Below are 16,843 nucleotides of genomic sequence, written 5' to 3' on the forward strand. Positions count from 1 at the left end.
TATTTCTACTAATTTTGATGAATTATTTTTCCAGAACCTACAGATTTTACATCTTTTTCAGCAGGATTTCCACTGTAGTAGATATTTCCTGAACCTACAACTTTAGCTTTTATTTTTTTAGTTACGGTAGTTTTAATGTTTCCAGAACCCGCAATTGTAGCATTTGTTACTTCAGCATTTAAATCAAAAGCATTCACATTTCCAGAGCCAGCAACAGAACATTCAAACTCATTTGTTTTTCCAGACAATTCAATATTTCCTGAACCACCAATATTTACGCTCATTGAACTTGTTTCAATTGTTAATTTGATATTTCCAGAACCTCCTAATGAAGCTGAAAAATCGGCTGTTTTGATGACATTTTCATTAGTAATACTACCTGAACCACCTAAAGAAACTTTGCTAATTTTTGTAAAAGGAACAGTAATTGTCATTTTTTTTGTAGTACTAATATTAGCATTTCTTTTATATTTGATTTGTAGATTCCCATTTTTTACTTCTATTTCAATATATGGAATGATGTTTTCTTCACCCTCAATTTTGATGCTTCCTTCTTTGCCTTTTACCAAAACCACATCAAATGATCCTCCAGCACTAATTTCATCATATTCAGAAGTTGTTCTTGTTTCGGTAATGATATTTCCATTTCCTTTCACTTTTTCTCCATTTCCCCAGTTTTGAGAGTTTATTGCAAATGAGGATAGAAAAAGGACGATTGATAATTTTAAATTTTTATTCATAATTTTTAGTTGTTTGATTACTATTTTTAATTTTCATTGATTGACACACTTCCATATTGAGATTTTACAACCAATTTTGAATTTGAATTTCCTTTTCCAAATTTCCCTTCGTAATATTTTTTGGTTGATTTTTCAATTTTTGTTTGGAATGCAATTTTATCATTATTTTCTTTAAAACCTGTATATTCTAAATCTAGAATAATGTTAAAATTTGCTTCAGGCGAAACTGCTATTTTTATGGTTGTAAATTCTCCATTTATGAGTACAGACTCAAAATCTTTTTTTAAATCTTTCACAAAAATTGAGCCATAATCTGTTTCAATTTGTAGTTTTTTACTGATAGAACCAAAACGCAATCCAGTATAATCAGAACTTCCAACTATCATTTCTGCATCTTCAATTTTTAAAGAACCATAACCAGCATTGAAATTAATTTCTTTTACTTTATTGATTTCCAATGTGGTGTAATCAGAATTTGATTTTATTTTTTCTGAATTTTCTATCGATAATTTTGAATAATCCAAATTTAAAATCCCATTTTTTACATAAGAAATACTTGATGATGAGCAATAATCCAAATTGATGGTATTACTTTCTCCCCACAATTCGCCCAAAATAATTTTACCATATTCGCATTTTATATTTGCATTTCCTGACAAAGCGTCCAAGAAAATACTTCCATATTCGTTTTTTACATCAATAGAATTGGTTTTTGGCATTTTCACAAAGTAATCAATTTTATAATTTAAATTGTCACTTTTTTTCCACCAATTCCAGTTTTTCTCACCACTTTCTAAAATTGTTTTTGCAATAACCATATCAGCACTTGCTTTAAATTCAACTTGAATATTTTCAATTCTATCTTCAACTCTTCCTAAATCATTGCCTTTAACTGTAATTACAACTTCAATAACCACTTTATTTTCGTTCCAAGAAGTTATGGTTACGTTTCCGTATTTATTGAGTAACTGTAGATTTGCATTTTTAGAAACAGTAAATTCTCTGTTGATTTTTTTAATTTTTTCGTGTTTTACATCATCAATTGTTGCAAAAAGTATTGATGGAATTAGCAGTAATAAAAGAGTAATTTTATACATAAATTTCATTTTTAAATTTTTTAATTTGATTTATTTTTTTCAACATATTTTCTAAAATTTCCAATCGTAATTGGTAGTTTTCAATCATAAAATTGATGATTTTTTGTTGGTTTCCTTCTTTGTTTAATTCTTTTAACAACTGTTGATATTCTTTTTCTAAACCTTCTAATTGCATCAAGGTTTGTTTGATAATTAGTTCATTTTCAGGAGTTTTGTTTTTTTCTAATAGGTTGGTTTTTTGATGAATTGTGGAAACAAAATACCCTTGAACTTCTTCCATTTTTGGTGAAATATCAGCCAAATCAATAGTAGATTTTTGTTGCATTTTTCCAAGTCCAAAACCAATCATTACTAATATTGATGCTGCTACTGAAAGCCATTTCCAAGAAATTGCATCCTTTTTTTTTGAGGATTTTAGCTTGCTTTCAAATCGCTCAAAATGGCCACTTTCAGGTTCTTGAAAATCAAAATCAGTTTCAGAAAAATAGTTTTCAAAATTGTTTTTCATAATAGTTATATCATATCAGCGAGTAATACTTGCTTTAGTTTGTTTTTTGCTCTCAAAATGGTAGTTCTTACATTTTCATTCGTATAATTCAAAATTTGTTGAATCTCTTCATAATCAAATCCTTCAATCAAGTATAACGTAAGAATTATTCTATAATTTTCCTTCAAGCTCTGTATTGTATTTAAAATTATTTTAGGGTCTAATTTGTTGGTTTCAAAGGACTCTTCTTCAATTTCATCATTAGGAATAATTTCCATTTTTGCCATTTCATACCGATTATTTTTTCTCAATTGATTGATGCTTTTATTCACTACGATTCTTTTCAACCAAGCTCCAAAAGTAACTTCACCTTTGTATGAATCCATTTTTGTAAAAGCTGTTAAAAAAGCCTCTTGCATGATATCTTCAGCTTCAAAACTATCTTTCAAAATTCGAATTGCAGTATTATACATTGCCTTATAATAGGCTTTGTACAGTTGCAATTGAGCATTTTTATCCGACTTTTTACAGTGCTCAATCAAATGGATGATATGTGGTTGGTTAGCTTCCAATAAAACGTTTCTAATTTAAAGACCTAGTATTTTAAAACTTGTGACACTTTTTTAAAATTAAATGTAATAATTTTAAAACTTTTGTGACTTTATTTGGCATAACAATTGAACTTATTCATAAAAATAATTGTATTATCTTGTTTAATATGTTGATAATGATTATTTTAGATATAAATGAAAGATGTTGGTTGATTTTCAAATAATAAATCAATGTCAGAATGACAGAAAAAAAACAAATGAGCAAAACAAAAATTATAAAATTAGACAGTTTGTCGTTTCAAAACATCATGAACGAAGATTCTGAATTAATTCCGTTAATGACACCTGAGGATGAAGAGATTATAAATAACGAAAGTATTCCTGAAATTTTACCCATTCTTCCATTAAGAAATACAGTGCTATTTCCAGGAGTTGTAATTCCAATTACTGCTGGAAGAGACAAATCCATTCAGTTGATAAAAGACGCCAATAAAGGCAATAAAATTATTGGAGTTGTAGCACAACGTAATGAAGATGTTGAAGAACCAACGTTGAAAGACATTCATACAACTGGAGTTGTTGCCCAAATTTTACGTGTTTTGAAAATGCCTGATGGAAATACAACCATCATTATTCAAGGAAAAAAACGTTTTGAAATTGAACAAATTATTGAGGAAAAACCGTATTTAAAAGCGACTGTTAGAGAGGCAATTGAAGAGAGAACAATTGATGATGCAAAAGAATTTGAAGCAATTATTGATTCTATAAAAGAATTGGCATTGGAGATTATCAAAGAAAATCCGATGTTGCCTTCTGAAGCTTCTTTTGCGATTAAAAATATTCATTCGAATTCATTTTTAGTCAATTTTATTGCCTCTAATATGGATTTAAGTGTGATGCAAAAACAAGTAATTTTAGAAAAAGACAATCTAAAAGAGCGTGCATTATTGACACTTAAAAACCTGAATAAAGAGCTTCAAAAATTACAATTGAAAAATGATATTCAGTCAAAAACACGTGAAGATTTAGACCAACAACAACGTGAATATTATTTACATCAACAATTAAAAACCATTCAAGAAGAATTAGGAGGAGTTTCTTACGATCAAGAATTGGAGGAAATGCAGCATCAAGCAAAATCAAAAAAATGGTCTAAAGAAGTTGGGGAAACTTTTGGTAAAGAATTGAATCGATTAAAACGAATGAATTCGCAAGCAGCTGAATATGGTTTGCAAAGAAGTTATTTAGAATTATTGTTAGAGTTGCCTTGGGGAGAATTTTCTGAAGATAAATTTGATTTGAAAAAAGCGACCAGAATTTTGGATAGAGATCATTTTGGGTTGGAAAAAGTGAAAGAGAGAATAATTGAACATTTGGCTGTTTTAAAACTAAAAGGAGATATGAAATCGCCCATTTTGTGTTTGTATGGACCTCCAGGAGTTGGAAAAACATCTCTTGGAAAATCGGTTGCAGAATCTTTAGGACGAAAATATGTGCGCATGTCTTTAGGAGGTTTGCGCGATGAAGCAGAAATTCGTGGTCACAGAAAAACCTATATTGGAGCAATGCCTGGACGTTTGATTCAAAATTTGAAAAAAGCAGGTACTTCAAATCCTGTTTTTGTGTTGGATGAAATTGATAAATTGGGACAAAGTCATCAAGGAGATCCATCTTCAGCCATGTTAGAAGTGCTAGATCCTGAACAAAATACCGCTTTTTATGATAATTATTTGGAAGTTGGCTATGATTTATCCAAAGTTTTATTCATTGCAACTGCCAATAATTTAAATCAAATTCCTTGGGCTTTGCGAGATAGAATGGAAATCATCAATGTTACAGGATATACACTTGAAGAAAAAGTTGAAATAGCAAAGAAACATTTATTACCAAAACAACTCAAAGAACACGGTTTAACTGCGAAAGATTTAAAGTTAGGAAAACCACAGATTGAGCAAATTGTTGAAGGATATACACGCGAATCTGGTGTTCGTAGTTTAGAAAAACACATTGCGAAAGTAGTTCGTTTTGCTGCAAAATCAGTGGCTTTAGAAGAAGCATATGACGTGGTTTTATCTTCTGAAAAAGTAGAAGAAATTTTAGGAGCACCAAGAAATAGAGATAAATATGAAACCAATGATGTTGCTGGTGTGGTTACAGGTTTAGCTTGGACAAGTGTAGGAGGGGATATTTTATTCATAGAATCTATATTATCCAAAGGAAAAGGAGTGCTTTCAATTACAGGAAATTTAGGAACTGTAATGAAAGAATCTGCTACTATTGCAATGCAATATATCAAATCGAACGCTGAGGAATTTGGCATCAATCAAGATATTATAGATAAATATAATGTTCATATTCACGTTCCAGAAGGAGCTACTCCAAAAGATGGTCCAAGTGCAGGAATTACCATGCTGACATCTTTAGTTTCGTCTTTTACGCAACGAAAAGTGAAAAATAAATTAGCCATGACTGGCGAAATTACGTTGCGTGGAAAAGTATTGCCTGTTGGCGGAATCAAAGAAAAAATATTGGCTGCGAAAAGAGCAAATATCAAAGAAATAATTTTGTGTAAAGACAATGAAAAAGACATTCTTGAAATTAAAGAAAGTTATTTAAAAGGCTTAACCTTTCATTATGTTTCGGATATGAAACAAGTAATAGAACTTGCACTTACGAAACAAAAAGTAGCAAATGCTAAGAAATTAATATAAATTAAAAAAACCTCTGAAATTCAGAGGTTTTTTTATGAGTTTATAAATTGTCTTTGGAATAAATCAACCATTAATTTTACGTAAATTATTGTAATTATAATTACAAATATCAGCAAAAAAAGTTTCGTTCTTTTTTTCATAAAAAGACTAAAATTGTAATTTTCTATCTAAAAAATTCTTTTGATTTTTCCCAAATCACATCCATTTCAGTCAAAGACATTTCAGCTAATTTTTTTCCTTCTTTTGAGGCAGTTTCCTCTAAAAACTGAAAACGATTGATGAATTTTTTATTCGTTTTTTCCAACGCATTTTCTGGATTTACGCCAATAAATCGTGCATAATTTATCATTGAAAATAACACATCACCAAACTCTTTTTCGATATTTGCGTTGTTTCCATTTTTAATTTCTTCGTTTAATTCAGCCAATTCTTCTTGCACTTTTTCCCAAACTTGTTCAGGTTTTTCCCAGTCAAAACCAACTCCAGCTACTTTTTCTTGAATTCTGCTCGCTTTTACAACTGCAGGTAAACTTTTTGGAACGCCTTCTAACACTGATTTTTTACCTTCTTTCAGTTTTAATTGCTCCCAATTTCGTTTTACATCAGCTTCATTTTCAACAATTACATCACCGTAAATATGAGGATGTCTGTCAATCAATTTATCGGAAATTGCGTTCGCAACATCAGCAATGTCAAAAGCATTTTTTTCACTTCCGATTTTTGCATAAAAAACGATGTGTAACAAAACATCTCCCAACTCTTTTTTGATTTCCTGCAAATCATTCTCTAAAATAGCATCTGCCAATTCATAGGTTTCCTCAATTGTCAAATGACGCAAAGTTTCAAAAGTCTGTTTTTGATCCCAAGGACATTTTTCGCGCAAATCGTCCATGATATCCAACAATCTATTGAATGCTTCTAATTGCCATTTTCTTGAATTCATTTATAGAGTTTAAAAGTTTTAAAGATTCAAAGTTCCAAAGATGCAAAGTTTCAACTAATAACTAAAAACCAACAACTAAAAACTAACCTAGGCTTCCTGTTTTTTTTCTTCAATCGCTGAAAAATCCATTCCAGTATTTACTAAAATGTTAAACCATTGAATCACCTTTTTAATGTTGGAAACATACACTCTTTCAGCATCGTAATTTGGCATTGCATCAGCGAAAAAAGAAATTAAATTTTTATCATTTTCTTTGTGTGAAATCGCTTCTTTACCAGTTGTTTTTTCAGCAATTGCTTTGAAAACATTCAATAAAGGCATGTCTTCTTCATAGGTGTAAATAGCAATATTTTCCAATAAACTTACATTTTGAGTTGCATTGATTGCCACTCTTTTTTTGTCTAAAAGCGATTCTACAATGATGGCACTTTTTGATTGAGAAATTACTTGAAATAATCCTGGTTTGCCAGTAACTGAAATAATTTTATTGAATTCCATGTAGGTGTATGTTGTTTTAATTTTTTTAAATTAAGTGAATTTTAATTAGGAAAACGCATTCTATAATCTGCTTTTATTTTTCCTTTTGAAATATTTTCTAATTTTCTTTTTAGTAATCTTTTTTTAAGGGAAGAAATTTTATCAGTAAACAAGATTCCTTCAATATGATCATATTCATGTTGAAAAATTCGAGCTGCTAATCCAGTTAAAATTTCAGTATGTTTTTCAAAATTTTCATCTTGATATTCAATCGTAATTGTTGGATGACGCCACACATCTTCGCGAACATCAGGAATGCTCAAACATCCTTCATTAAAAGCCCATTCTTCACCTTCTTCTTTTAAAATTTGTGGATTGACAAAAACACGATTGAAGTTTTTTAACAGTTCATTTTCTTCATTGTTCAAGTCCTCATCATCTGCAAAAGGCGATGCATCAATCACAAACAAACGAATTGCTTTTCCTATTTGAGGAGCTGCCAATCCAACACCAGAAGCATTGTACATGGTTTCTTTCATATTGGCAATCAATGTGTTTAAATCAGGATAATCTTTGGAAATTTCAACGCTTTTTTTTCTTAAAACAGGATCTCCGTAAGCAACTATGGGTAAAATCATTTTTCTTTTTTTACGCGGCAAAAATACAATTAGAATTTTGAAATACCAATTTTAAACGCTTTTTAGGAACTATATAAATAAGATTGTAAAATAATGGTCGCACTAATTTCATCAACCAAAGCTTTGTTGCTTCGTTGTTTTTTCTTTAAACCTCCTGCAATCATCGTTTGAACTGCCATTTTTGATGTAAAGCGTTCGTCAACTCTTTTGATAGGAATTGAAGGAATTTCTTTAGATAATTTTTCCAAAAAAGGGATAATGAGAGCTTCACTTTCGCTATCAGTATTGTTCATTTGTTTGGGTTTTCCAACAATAAAAATAGCTACTTTTTCTTTGGCACAATAATTTTTTAAAAAAGGAATTAATTCTTCCGTTTTTACGGTAGTCAAACCAGATGCAATAATTTGCAATTCATCAGTAACAGCAATTCCTGTGCGTACTTTCCCAAAATCGATGGCTAAAATGCGTCCCAAATTTTTTTATTTTTTGCAAAAATACGAAATTAAACAAGCCTTTTGAATCTGTTTAAAAAGTGTATCTTCGCTTTTCATTTTTAAGAATCAATTTATATTTGCAAAAATATTTAAAACAATGAACGAAATTAGAGAAATTATTGAGGCTGCTTGGGAAAATAGAGAATTATTGAAAGACGAAAAAACGATTAAAACCATCAGACAAGTCGTTGATTTATTGGACAAAGGCGAACTCAGAGTTGCTGAGCCAATTCATGAAGGATGGCAAGTGAATGAATGGGTAAAAAAAGCAGTGGTTTTGTATTTTCCGATTCAAAAAATGGAAACTTTAGAAGCGGGTATTTTTGAATATCATGATAAAATTCCTCTAAAAAGAAATTTTGCTGAAAGAGGTATCAGAGTTGTTCCAAATGCAGTTGCAAGACATGGAGCTTTTATTGCAGCTGGCACAATATTAATGCCAAGTTACGTTAATATAGGAGCTTATGTTGATGAAGGAACCATGGTTGATACTTGGGCTACAGTGGGTTCTTGTGCTCAAATTGGTAAAAATGTGCATTTGTCTGGTGGAGTTGGAATTGGTGGTGTTTTAGAACCTTTGCAAGCTGCTCCAGTGATTATTGAAGATGGTGCTTTTATCGGTTCAAGATGTATTGTGGTTGAGGGAGTAAGAGTTGGAAAAGAAGCTGTTTTGGGCGCTAATGTTGTGTTGACCATGAGTACAAAAATTATTGATGTTACTGGTGATGAGCCCATTGAAATGAAAGGAGTTGTTCCTGCAAGATCTGTGGTGATTCCAGGAAGTTATACTAAAAAATTTGCAGCAGGAGAATATCAAGTTCCTTGTGCATTAATTATCGGAAAAAGAAAAGAAAGTACCAATCAAAAGACCTCATTAAACGACGCTTTACGCGAATATGATGTGGCTGTTTAATACCTAATAATGACTAAAATAACTGCAATTATTCCAACGCTCAATGAAGAAATTCATATTGCGGAGGCTATAAAATCTGTCAGTTTTGCTGATGAAATCATTGTAATAGATTCACTTAGTTCAGATAAAACGCTGGAAATTGCAGCACAATTTGATGTAAAAATCATCAAACGAACGTTTGATGATTTTTCTTCTCAAAAAAACTTTGCGATTGAACAAGCTCTTCATTCTTGGATTTATATTTTAGATGCTGATGAACGTGTAACACCAGAGGTTGAAAAAGAAATTTTGGAAGCAGTAAAAAATCCACAAGATTTTGTTGGTTTTTATGTGAGAAGAAGTTTTTATTTCTGTGGTAAAAAAATCAATTATGGTGGATGTCAAAGAGATAAAGTGGTTCGTTTGTTTTTAAAAGAATTTTGTAGGTACAATGGCAGTCCAGTACATGAAACTATTGAAACGAAAGGTAAATTAGGCTTTTTTAAAAATAAAATTGAACATTATTCATATAAATCGTATGACCACTATATCTCTAAAATGAATCATTATGGTGCTTTAAGAGGGAAAGAATTTTTTGAAAAAGGCAAGAAAGTCAATTTATATCATTTTTTGATAAAACCTCCTGCAAGATTTGTGATACATTATTTTATAAGATTGGGTTTTTTAGACGGATTTCCAGGATATATTTTCGCTAAAACGCAAGCTTACGGAGTTTATACCAAATATTTAAAACTTTGGTTATTGAAAAAAGGGATTAAAGAAAATTAAGCCTTTTTATAAAATATATAATTCCTAATAAATCTTTGTAATTTATAAGTAAATAACGCTAAAATTTGCCAAAAAGGACGAATTATTTCTCTGAAAATCTTCTTTAGTTTTGGTAAATTCTTTTGCTGAATAGTTGTTCCTCCTATATTTTTATCGTTACTAGAAACATAATTTTTATTTGTGGTAAAAATTCTTATTTTGTGTTTGAAAATATCTTGTTTAATAACATCAATTGGAGAGTAAAAAACATTTATATTTTCAGAAAGTTTTTTAGCAGCTTCTTTACCAATGATTTGACCTGTAGTTTGCAAAGCTGGAATTGTAAATTTAGTTAGATACGTATTTTTTTCTAATGTAAAAAAACCTTTCCTTCCTGAAATATCTATAAAATCATCAGAACTAACAGCGTCTAACAATATTTCCAAATCTTTAAAAAAATCATTCGAAATTAAAGCATCATCCTCTAAAACTATAGAAAAATCCTCTTCTTGATTCGAAATAATTTTCCACAACTCAAAATAGGTTTTTGTCAATCCAATTTCTCCATCATTAAGATAAGGAAAATGGGTAAGAATTTGATGTTGTTTTTTTGCTTTTTTTAAAAATTCATAAGGCAATTCTTTGCCATAAATAGCTGGCATTCTTGTAATTGGAATATTCAGTTTTTGAAACTGATTTTCCATAAAAGTCTTACGTTCAATACTTTTATCTAAGTTTATGTAATATACTTTGTAAGTTTTCATAGTTTGATCCAATTGTCACAAGCAACTTCATTTTCTTTGTTCACAAACCATTGTTTTGGCGCAATTACAATTTTATTTTTATGTTGATTTAACCAAGCTGCCCACCAAGAAAAGCTGCTATTTGCAGTAATATTATGTTTGCACAAACTCATTAAATGTAGGTCTTCATGCGGAATTACCTCATGCTCGACATACACTGAATTTTTAATTTTTAGATTTTTTTTTACCCAATTTATATCATCAGAAAACACAAAAAAATGAACTTCACCACATTTTTCACGCATCAATTTGATGGCTTCTTTGTAATAATTGAGGTCGCAAACTCCGTGAACTTTATTTGCTTTTTCATCCAAAATATAATCACCTCTTCTGATGTGAATAGCACAGGTGTTTTTTTTGATGGTAATTTCTTCTAAATACTGAATTGTAGAACTCGCTAGTTGTTTTTTTACAACCAATTGTTTTAGTAAAATGGGTCTAATATCTTCAAAATATTTTTCAGTTTGAAAATATCCTTTTATGTATTTGTATCTGAAAGGAGTTAAAAAATCCTCTTGAAAAAGTAAGGTTTTTTCCTTTTTAGGGAAATTAAAAAAATATTTTGTAAACAAATTTTCTGTTGAAGAACTCGTTTCTAAATCAATTTTAAATTGATCCAAATGATACCCTCCATGAAGTTTGTAGTTTTTAAAAGCTGAAACATCAATTTTTACATGGTATCCTTTTTCTGCCAGAGATTTAGCATAGGCATATTGAAATAGTTGATTTCCCAAACCACCAAGAATTCTTACAATAATCATTCTTTATTCATAAATTGCATTTCGACAAAAGTACAAATGTAAATACAATTTTCTCTATCAAATTGATGCTTAAAAGAACTTAAAACAATAAATTTGCGCTTTCTTTTTAAAAATATGACACACAAAGAGGCTATTTCTCAAGAAATTTTTAGCATTATTTCACAAGCATCTAAAAAACTAGATATCAAAAGTTATGTTATTGGAGGTTTTGTACGTGATTATTTTTTGAAAAGAGATACTGCAAAAGATATTGATATTGTAACTGTTGGTAGTGGAATAGATCTCGCAAATCAAGTTTCTAAATTATTGCCAAACAAGCCTAAAGTTCAAGTTTTTAAAACGTATGGAACAGCCATGTTGCGTTTTCAAGACATTGAAATTGAGTTTGTTGGCGCTAGAAAAGAATCGTATGTTGAAGAAAGTAGAAACCCTGAAGTTTCAGAGGGAACTTTAGAAGATGACCAAAACAGACGCGATTTTACGATTAATGCGCTTGCATTGAGTTTAAATGAAGAAGATTTTGGCGAATTAGTAGATCCTTTTGAAGGAATGAAAGATTTGCATAATCAAGTGATTAAAACACCATTAAATCCTGACATTACGTATTCTGATGATCCTTTACGAATGATGCGTGCCATTCGTTTTGCTACACAATTGGGATTTGAAATTGAAGAAAATTCATTGGCTGCAATTACCAAAAATGCTGAACGTTTAGAAATCATTACTCGTGAGCGAATTGTGGATGAATTGCATAAAATTTTAGCATCAAAAAAACCATCCATCGGATTTTTATTACTAGAAAAAACCAATTTATTGCCTCAGATTTTGCCTGAATTGATTGCCTTAAAAGGAGTAGAAGAGGTTGAAGGTCAAAAACATAAAGATAATTTTTACCATACTTTAGAGGTTGTTGATAATATTGCTCAAAATACGGAAGATGTTTGGTTGCGATGGTCAGCTTTGTTGCACGATATTGGAAAAGCACCCACTAAAAAGTTTAGTAAAAAAGTAGGTTGGACGTTTCATGGGCACGAATTTGTGGGTTCAAAAATGGTGTATAAATTATTTACTCGCTTAAAAATGCCTTTGAATACTAAAATGAAATTTGTTCAAAAAATGGTGTTATTAAGCTCAAGACCCATTGTTTTAGCTTCGGAAGTTACTGATTCTGCTGTAAGACGTTTGATTTTTGATGCTGGAGAAGATATTCATTCCTTGATGACTTTATGTGAAGCTGATATTACCACCAAAAATCCTTCAAAATTTAAAAAATACCATCAAAATTTCGAATTGGTAAGAACCAAAATTAAAGAAGTAGAAGAGCGTGATCATGTTCGTAATTTTCAACCGCCAATTTCTGGGGAAGAGATCATGAACGCTTTTAATTTGCAACCTTGTAAAGAAATTGGTATTATCAAAGAAGCTATCAAAGAAGCCATTTTAGAAGGAGAAATTCCTAATGAACATGAAGCTTCATATCAATTTATGATTCAAAAAGGGAAATCTTTAGGATTAAAAAAACACTGAATGAACTCACATCTTGAAACTTGGCACGAGATTATTTTTAATCAAAATAAGGCAAAATTATCAGCCATATTAGCGGAAGAAGTGATTTTTTACTCGCCAATTGTGCACACACCACAAAAAGGAAAACAACTTACTTTGATGTATTTATCTGCGGCATTTGAAATTTTGTTTAATGATTCTTTTCAATATGTAAGAGAAGTAGCTAATGATTCAGAAACTATCTTAGAATTCGAAGTTGAAGTTGATGGAATTTTAATCAATGGAATTGACATGATCTCTTGGAATGATGAAGGAAAAATAGTGAGTTTTAAAGTGATGCTAAGACCTTTGAAAGCCATGAATTTAATTCATCAAAAAATGGGTGAATTATTACTAAAATATCAAGATAAAAATAACAATTGAAAAAGTTTTAGCTTAAACTTTGCATTGTAACTAACTTAAAATATTCGCCTTTTTTGGCCAATAATTCCTCATGCTTTCCTTGTTCTACGATTTTACCTTTTTTCATCACTACAATTAAATCAGCTTTTTGAATCGTAGATAGTCTATGTGCAATCACTAAAGAGGTTCTATTTTGCATCATTTTTTCGAGCGCTTGTTGCACTAATTGTTCAGATTCTGTGTCTAAAGCAGAAGTTGCTTCGTCCAAAATCATGATGGGTGGATTCTTCAAAACGGCTCTTGCAATGGACAAACGTTGTTTTTGGCCTCCAGAAAGTGTATTGCCACTATCACCAATATTCGTATCAAATTTTTGAGGTAAATTTTCAATAAATTCCAGCGCATTTGCAATTTTTGAGGCTTCTAAAATGGCTTCTTCAGAAGCTTCTTGCGCACCTAATTTGATGTTGTTTGCAATTGTGTCATTAAACAAAATAGATTCTTGCGATACAATTCCCATTAATCCACGTAACGATTTGACAGTCATTTGTTTAATATCAATACCATCTATCAAAACAGTTCCTTTGTCAACATCATAAAAACGGGTAATCAAGTTGGCTAATGTCGATTTTCCACTTCCTGATTGTCCAACCAAAGCAACAGTTTGACCTTTTTTGATGGTCAAAGAAAAATCTTGCAAAACGTATTCTTTCTTGTATTTAAAAGAAATATTTTGAAAAGATATTTCGTCAGTAAAATCAACTTTATGAATGGCATTTGGCAAATCTTTAATACTGTTTTCAGTGTGTAAAATTTGCATAATTCGTTCAGCAGAAGCTTCTCCTTTTTGTATGCTATAATAGGAAGTTGTGATGAGTTTTATCGGATTTAAAACGGTGTAAAATAATACGATATATCCAAAAAATTCTTCTGATTGCAATGAACTTGTTTTCGATAAAACTTCAGAACCTCCAACCCAAAGAATTGCAATAATTGTTGCAGATCCCAAAAATTCACTCATGGGCGAGGCCAATGTTTGTCTATGAAAAACGCTGGTCATCAAGTTTTTAAAATGTTGTGTAGACGTATTGAATTTTTTTTCAATCACATTTTCAGCATTAAAACCTTTGATGATTCGTAAACCTGTCAACGTTTCTTCAATAAATGACAAAAAAGTACCTGTTTCTTGTTGCGCTTTTGCCGAATTTGCTTTCAATTTTTTACTGATTGATGAAATGATAAATCCTGAAACTGGTAAAAGTATAAAGACAAATAACGTCAATTTTACACTCATAAAAAACATAATTACAATCGCAATTACTACTGTAAGTGGTTCTCTTACAATGGTTTCAATAGAAGTTAGAATAGAAGATTCTACTTCTTGAACATCAGCAGTCATTCTTGCAATGATGTCTCCTTTTCTTTTTTCTGTAAAATAAGAAATAGGTAATTCTATGATTTTATGATACAATTTATCACGCAAATCTTTGACAATTCCTGTTCTTAAAAAAGTAATGGAATAGGAAGCTAAATATCGAAAAAGATTCTTGAAAAAGAATAATGAAAGTGTCAATAAACAAATAAAAAGCAATGTTTTTAGTTCGCCTTCATTCGCTATTTTTTGAGCTATAAAATGATAAAAACTATCTTTTAAATAGTCACCAATGGTTGTAATTCCCTCATAAACAGGAATTTTAGTAACTTTTTCATTTTTTTCAAAAAGGATACTTAAAACTGGGATAAAAGCCAACACAGAAAGTACGTTGAAAATCGCATAAAAAACGTTGAAAACAATGTTTAATAATGTAAACTTTCGATACTTTTTCTCGTATTTTAGAATATCCTTAAAGTGCTTCATTAAATAAGATTCATCTCTTTAATGATTCGTTGAATTTTTGCATCCAAAGCTGCTTCCACAGTTTTTGCATTTTCTTTTGAATCTAAAGGAGCATTTACACTGAAATAAAACTTGATTTTTGGCTCAGTCCCACTTGGTCTTGCTGCAATTCTTGTCCCATTTTCAGTTTGATAAATCAATACATTTGAAGTTGGCAAATCAATTTTTGTCTCTTTTCCTGTTCTGATATCTTTCAAAATAGCTTTGTCATAATCTGCCAAAGTTGCCACCTTTTCACCATCAATCATTGATAAAGGATTGTTTCGCATATCACTCAACATTTTCTGAATTTCTGCAGCACCTTCCATTCCTTTTTTAGTTAATGAAATCAAGTGTTCTTTATAGAAATTATTCTCTACATAAATGTTCAATAATTCATCATAAAATGAACTTCCATGTTGTTTTGCATACGCAGCCACTTCACAAGCTAACAATGTTGCAGTTACAGCATCTTTGTCGCGAACAAAATCGCCCACCATATATCCAAAACTTTCTTCTCCACCACCAATAAATTGCATTTCAGGAAAATCAACTACCATTTTTGCAATCCATTTGAAACCTGTCAAACCGACTTTGGTTTCAATACCAAATTTTGCAGCAACTTCGTTTACCAATTCTGTAGAAACAATTGTAGAACCCACAAATTGTTTTCCATTGATTCTGCCTTCCTCTTTCCATTTTTTTAATAAGAAATTGGTCATCACAACCATGGTTTGATTTCCATTCATCAATTTCATATTTCCTTCAGCATCACGTACTGCAACACCTAATCTATCACAATCAGGGTCTGTTCCAATAACGATATCAGCACCAATTTTATTCGCCAAATCTGTTGCCATTTTCAACGCTTCAGGTTCTTCAGGATTTGGAGATTTTACAGTTGGAAAATCACCATTTGGAATTCGTTGTTCTTCCACAATATGAACATCAGTATAACCTGCTTTTTTCAATGCATCAGGAACAGAAACGATAGAAGTTCCATGAATAGAAGTGAAGACAATTTTTAAATCTTTTCTATTGATTTTATCAGACAAACTTGCATTTTTTACGGATTCTTCAATAAAAACATCATCCACATTTTTACCAATCATTTCAATCAAATTCTCATTTGCTTTGAAATTAATTTCAGAAAAATCAATGGCATATACTTCATCAATAATTCCTGAATCATGGGGAGGAACAATTTGTCCACCATCAGCCCAATACACTTTATATCCATTGTATTCTGGTGGATTGTGAGAGGCTGTCAATACTATTCCTGCATCACAATTCAAGTGACGAACTGTGAAAGATAAAACTGGAGTTGGACGTAAATCTTCAAACAAAAAAACTTTGATATTGTTTGCTGATAAAACATCTGCTACAATTTTTGCGAATTTTTTACTATTATGTCTGCAATCGTAAGCAATTGCTACTTTTATTTCTGATTTTTTTACATTTTTGTTGAGGTAATTTGATAAGCCTTGAGTAGCTCTTCCTAAAGTATATTTGTTAATTCTATTGGTTCCTGCACCCATAGTTCCACGCATTCCACCAGTTCCAAATTCCAAATCTTTGTAAAAACGATCAGCTAAATCAGTAGGGTTATTGTTCAAAATTTGTTGAACCTCAGCTTGTGTTTCAGCATCAAAAGTTTGCGTTAACCAAGCCATTGCTTTTTGTTGTATTGCGTCCAT

The 16,843-nt window shown here is 30.7% G+C and carries 17 protein-coding genes; 5 read left to right on the forward strand and 12 right to left on the reverse strand.

Features of this window, described 5'->3' with window-relative positions; translation table 11 throughout:
- Positions 1 to 8: 8 nt before the first annotated feature.
- Genes IU405_RS02720 through IU405_RS02735 form a run of 4 tightly spaced genes read right to left on the reverse strand, consistent with a single transcriptional unit; the run spans position 9 to position 2,896 of the window.
- Positions 9 to 740, reverse strand: coding sequence for a head GIN domain-containing protein (locus IU405_RS02720; protein ID WP_197437079.1), 732 nt, complete (start codon positions 738 to 740; stop codon positions 9 to 11).
- 26 nt (positions 741 to 766) lie between these two features.
- Positions 767 to 1,837: a hypothetical protein gene (locus IU405_RS02725; RefSeq protein WP_197437080.1), complete on the reverse strand. Its 1,071-nt coding sequence runs from the start codon at positions 1,835 to 1,837 to the stop codon at positions 767 to 769.
- On the reverse strand, positions 1,830 to 2,345 hold the full coding sequence (locus IU405_RS02730; protein ID WP_197437081.1) for a hypothetical protein: 516 nt from the start codon (positions 2,343 to 2,345) through the stop codon (positions 1,830 to 1,832). Before IU405_RS02730 ends, IU405_RS02725 begins: the two co-directional genes overlap by 8 nt.
- Before the next feature lie 5 nt (positions 2,346 to 2,350).
- Positions 2,351 to 2,896, reverse strand: coding sequence for an RNA polymerase sigma factor (locus IU405_RS02735; RefSeq protein WP_197437082.1), 546 nt, complete (start codon positions 2,894 to 2,896; stop codon positions 2,351 to 2,353).
- Between the two features lie 236 nt (positions 2,897 to 3,132).
- On the opposite strand from IU405_RS02735, the gene lon reads away from it, so the two are divergent.
- On the forward strand, positions 3,133 to 5,586 hold the full coding sequence (lon, locus tag IU405_RS02740; RefSeq protein ID WP_410896738.1) for an endopeptidase La: 2,454 nt from the start codon (positions 3,133 to 3,135) through the stop codon (positions 5,584 to 5,586).
- 163 nt (positions 5,587 to 5,749) lie between these two features.
- On the opposite strand, the gene mazG is transcribed toward lon, so the two are convergent.
- From mazG to ruvX, 4 genes are all read right to left on the reverse strand, one after another.
- Positions 5,750 to 6,529 carry a nucleoside triphosphate pyrophosphohydrolase gene (gene mazG, locus IU405_RS02745; RefSeq protein WP_197437084.1) on the reverse strand — a complete coding sequence of 260 codons (780 nt, stop codon included), beginning with the start codon at positions 6,527 to 6,529 and terminating at the stop codon, positions 5,750 to 5,752.
- Positions 6,530 to 6,616: 87 nt separating this feature from the next.
- The gene (locus IU405_RS02750; RefSeq protein ID WP_197437085.1) at positions 6,617 to 7,027 is read right to left on the reverse strand and encodes a DUF5606 domain-containing protein; all 411 of its coding nucleotides are present in this window, start codon (positions 7,025 to 7,027) and stop codon (positions 6,617 to 6,619) included.
- A gap of 41 nt (positions 7,028 to 7,068) precedes the next feature.
- Positions 7,069 to 7,644 carry a peptide deformylase gene (gene def, locus IU405_RS02755; protein ID WP_197437086.1) on the reverse strand — a complete coding sequence of 192 codons (576 nt, stop codon included), beginning with the start codon at positions 7,642 to 7,644 and terminating at the stop codon, positions 7,069 to 7,071.
- A 62-nt stretch (positions 7,645 to 7,706) separates the two neighbouring features.
- The gene (gene ruvX, locus IU405_RS02760) at positions 7,707 to 8,117 is read right to left on the reverse strand and encodes a Holliday junction resolvase RuvX (protein ID WP_197437087.1); all 411 of its coding nucleotides are present in this window, start codon (positions 8,115 to 8,117) and stop codon (positions 7,707 to 7,709) included.
- 118 nt (positions 8,118 to 8,235) lie between these two features.
- On the opposite strand from ruvX, the gene IU405_RS02765 reads away from it, so the two are divergent.
- The gene (locus IU405_RS02765) at positions 8,236 to 9,051 is read left to right on the forward strand and encodes a 2,3,4,5-tetrahydropyridine-2,6-dicarboxylate N-succinyltransferase (protein WP_197437088.1); all 816 of its coding nucleotides are present in this window, start codon (positions 8,236 to 8,238) and stop codon (positions 9,049 to 9,051) included.
- Between the two features lie 9 nt (positions 9,052 to 9,060).
- Complete coding sequence (locus IU405_RS02770; protein ID WP_197437089.1) at positions 9,061 to 9,819, forward strand: glycosyltransferase family 2 protein; 759 nt, start codon at positions 9,061 to 9,063, stop codon at positions 9,817 to 9,819.
- Here IU405_RS02770 and IU405_RS02775 read toward each other — a convergent pair.
- Together IU405_RS02775 and IU405_RS02780 are read right to left on the reverse strand one after the other, a co-directional pair.
- A complete protein-coding gene (locus IU405_RS02775; RefSeq protein WP_231749476.1) occupies positions 9,816 to 10,562 on the reverse strand; it encodes a glycosyltransferase family 25 protein in 747 nt (248 codons plus the stop codon). The two genes, IU405_RS02770 and IU405_RS02775, sit on opposite strands and share 4 nt — an antisense overlap.
- Positions 10,559 to 11,362 carry an alpha-1,2-fucosyltransferase gene (locus IU405_RS02780; protein WP_197437091.1) on the reverse strand — a complete coding sequence of 268 codons (804 nt, stop codon included), beginning with the start codon at positions 11,360 to 11,362 and terminating at the stop codon, positions 10,559 to 10,561. The genes IU405_RS02775 and IU405_RS02780 overlap by 4 nt, the downstream gene beginning before the upstream one ends.
- A gap of 114 nt (positions 11,363 to 11,476) precedes the next feature.
- Here IU405_RS02780 and IU405_RS02785 point away from each other — a divergent pair, with 114 nt between their 5' ends.
- Together IU405_RS02785 and IU405_RS02790 are read left to right on the forward strand one after the other, a co-directional pair.
- The gene (locus IU405_RS02785) at positions 11,477 to 12,889 is read left to right on the forward strand and encodes a CCA tRNA nucleotidyltransferase (RefSeq protein ID WP_197437092.1); all 1,413 of its coding nucleotides are present in this window, start codon (positions 11,477 to 11,479) and stop codon (positions 12,887 to 12,889) included.
- Positions 12,890 to 13,291 (forward strand): hypothetical protein, encoded by a 402-nt coding sequence (locus IU405_RS02790; protein WP_197437093.1) that lies wholly within the window; start codon positions 12,890 to 12,892, stop codon positions 13,289 to 13,291.
- A 7-nt stretch (positions 13,292 to 13,298) separates the two neighbouring features.
- Here IU405_RS02790 and IU405_RS02795 read toward each other — a convergent pair whose 3' ends face one another.
- Complete coding sequence (locus IU405_RS02795) at positions 13,299 to 15,128, reverse strand: ABC transporter ATP-binding protein (protein ID WP_197437094.1); 1,830 nt, start codon at positions 15,126 to 15,128, stop codon at positions 13,299 to 13,301.
- Positions 15,128 to 16,843 carry a phospho-sugar mutase gene (locus tag IU405_RS02800; RefSeq protein ID WP_197437095.1) on the reverse strand — a complete coding sequence of 572 codons (1,716 nt, stop codon included), beginning with the start codon at positions 16,841 to 16,843 and terminating at the stop codon, positions 15,128 to 15,130. Before IU405_RS02800 ends, IU405_RS02795 begins: the two co-directional genes overlap by 1 nt.

This window comes from Polaribacter sp. BAL334, assembly GCF_015767435.1.
Classification (GTDB): domain Bacteria; phylum Bacteroidota; class Bacteroidia; order Flavobacteriales; family Flavobacteriaceae; genus Polaribacter.

Coding starts and splice junctions, on each gene's coding strand:
- IU405_RS02780 (WP_197437091.1), bottom strand. CDS start 11,362: ATGATTATTGTAAGAATTCTTGGTGGTTTGGGAAATCAACTATTTCAA.
- lon (WP_410896738.1), top strand. CDS start 3,133: ATGAGCAAAACAAAAATTATAAAATTAGACAGTTTGTCGTTTCAAAAC.
- mazG (WP_197437084.1), bottom strand. CDS start 6,529: ATGAATTCAAGAAAATGGCAATTAGAAGCATTCAATAGATTGTTGGAT.
- def (WP_197437086.1), bottom strand. CDS start 7,644: ATGATTTTACCCATAGTTGCTTACGGAGATCCTGTTTTAAGAAAAAAA.
- IU405_RS02750 (WP_197437085.1), bottom strand. CDS start 7,027: ATGGAATTCAATAAAATTATTTCAGTTACTGGCAAACCAGGATTATTT.
- IU405_RS02800 (WP_197437095.1), bottom strand. CDS start 16,843: ATGGACGCAATACAACAAAAAGCAATGGCTTGGTTAACGCAAACTTTT.
- IU405_RS02795 (WP_197437094.1), bottom strand. CDS start 15,128: ATGAAGCACTTTAAGGATATTCTAAAATACGAGAAAAAGTATCGAAAG.
- IU405_RS02790 (WP_197437093.1), top strand. CDS start 12,890: ATGAACTCACATCTTGAAACTTGGCACGAGATTATTTTTAATCAAAAT.
- IU405_RS02765 (WP_197437088.1), top strand. CDS start 8,236: ATGAACGAAATTAGAGAAATTATTGAGGCTGCTTGGGAAAATAGAGAA.
- IU405_RS02730 (WP_197437081.1), bottom strand. CDS start 2,345: ATGAAAAACAATTTTGAAAACTATTTTTCTGAAACTGATTTTGATTTT.
- IU405_RS02770 (WP_197437089.1), top strand. CDS start 9,061: ATGACTAAAATAACTGCAATTATTCCAACGCTCAATGAAGAAATTCAT.
- IU405_RS02725 (WP_197437080.1), bottom strand. CDS start 1,837: ATGTATAAAATTACTCTTTTATTACTGCTAATTCCATCAATACTTTTT.
- IU405_RS02720 (WP_197437079.1), bottom strand. CDS start 740: ATGAATAAAAATTTAAAATTATCAATCGTCCTTTTTCTATCCTCATTT.
- IU405_RS02785 (WP_197437092.1), top strand. CDS start 11,477: ATGACACACAAAGAGGCTATTTCTCAAGAAATTTTTAGCATTATTTCA.
- IU405_RS02775 (WP_231749476.1), bottom strand. CDS start 10,562: ATGAAAACTTACAAAGTATATTACATAAACTTAGATAAAAGTATTGAA.